The sequence below is a fragment of the Tersicoccus phoenicis genome, from assembly GCF_001968835.1.
Lineage (GTDB): Bacteria > Actinomycetota > Actinomycetes > Actinomycetales > Micrococcaceae > Tersicoccus > Tersicoccus phoenicis.
Map to the genome: position 1 here is coordinate 1 of NZ_MRDE01000037.1, position 990 is coordinate 990.

The 990-nt window shown below is 65.7% G+C and carries 2 protein-coding genes and 1 pseudogene; 1 reads left to right on the top strand and 2 read right to left on the bottom strand.

Translation table 11 applies throughout. From position 1 onward, the window contains the following. Positions 1–12 precede the first annotated feature (12 nt). Positions 13–108, top strand: a complete 96-nt coding sequence (locus BKD30_RS17040) for a hypothetical protein (RefSeq protein ID WP_408033364.1) — start codon at positions 13–15, stop codon at positions 106–108. Between the two features lie 227 nt (positions 109–335). Here the strand turns inward: BKD30_RS17040 and BKD30_RS06750 are convergent. Together BKD30_RS06750 and BKD30_RS17045 are read right to left on the bottom strand one after the other, a co-directional pair. Beyond that, positions 336–839: pseudogene (locus tag BKD30_RS06750) on the bottom strand (transposase); the annotation flags it as partial. Positions 840–884: 45 nt separating this feature from the next. Further along, positions 885–980, bottom strand: a complete 96-nt coding sequence (locus tag BKD30_RS17045; protein ID WP_408033364.1) for a hypothetical protein — start codon at positions 978–980, stop codon at positions 885–887. Between the last annotated feature and the right edge of the window lie 10 nt (positions 981–990).

The following is a 990-nucleotide window of genomic DNA, read 5'->3' on the forward strand; positions in this document are numbered from 1 at the left end:
CGGTACATCGAATTGCGGTACAATCAAAAGAGAATCCATTCAGCGCTCGACTACCGGACCCCGAATGAATTCGAACAGGCCTGGTACGCGTCACGCAGAGCGGCCTGAAACATGAAGGGAATCACCGGCCCGGAATTCGTCCCACCGCCCACCTCGATCTTTCATCCCGGCTGGTTGGCTGAGGGTCAGGGCTTACCGTCTGCCTGATGGGTGTGATTCTTGCATGTGGGTACGACAGTGCTGCCCGCTGACCTTGGCGGGTGTCCGGTGCGGGTCCACTCCCGCACGTGCCGGTGCTGCTGCTTCCTGTCTCGTCGTTGCGTTCGGAGGGGCCGTTATGGCAGGCCGAGGATGGCGAGGCGGTCCAGGGCCTTCAGGAGCAGGGGCGTCTCGGGGGCGGCCGCGGCCAGGTGCAGCACGGCGCGGCGGGCGTGCCGGGAGGCTCTGGCGGCGGTCTCGAAGAGGCGCGCCCGGAGTCGTTTGGGCTCCCAACGGCGGGCGTTGTGCCCATGGAGGGCGAGCATCTGGGCCCAGGCGGTGAGCTCGGCGGCGAGCATGACCAGGTGGCACCACAAGTTGTTGGCGTCGAACGCGTGGAGGGGGAGATTCTGCAGGCCGGTGTCCTTGGCGGCGCGGATCCGGTCTTCGCACCGGGCCCGCAGCCGGTGTCTGACCTCGAGGTCGGCGAGCTGGCCGCGGGTCTGGTTGGTGGCGAAGGCGGTGTAGCGCATCCCGTCGAGGTCGGTGATGCGCAGCTGCGCCCCAACGTGCGGGATCTCCTTGCGGACGATCACGCGCATCCCTGCCGGCCAGGCGGACAGGTCCAGCATCCCGGTCACGTTGGGCGGTGGGACGAATTCCGGGCCGGTGATTCCCTTCATGTTTCAGGCCGCTCTGCGTGACGCGTACCAGGCCTGTTCGAATTCATTCGGGGTCCGGTAGTCGAGCGCTGAATGGATTCTCTTTTGATTGTACCGCAATTCGATGTAC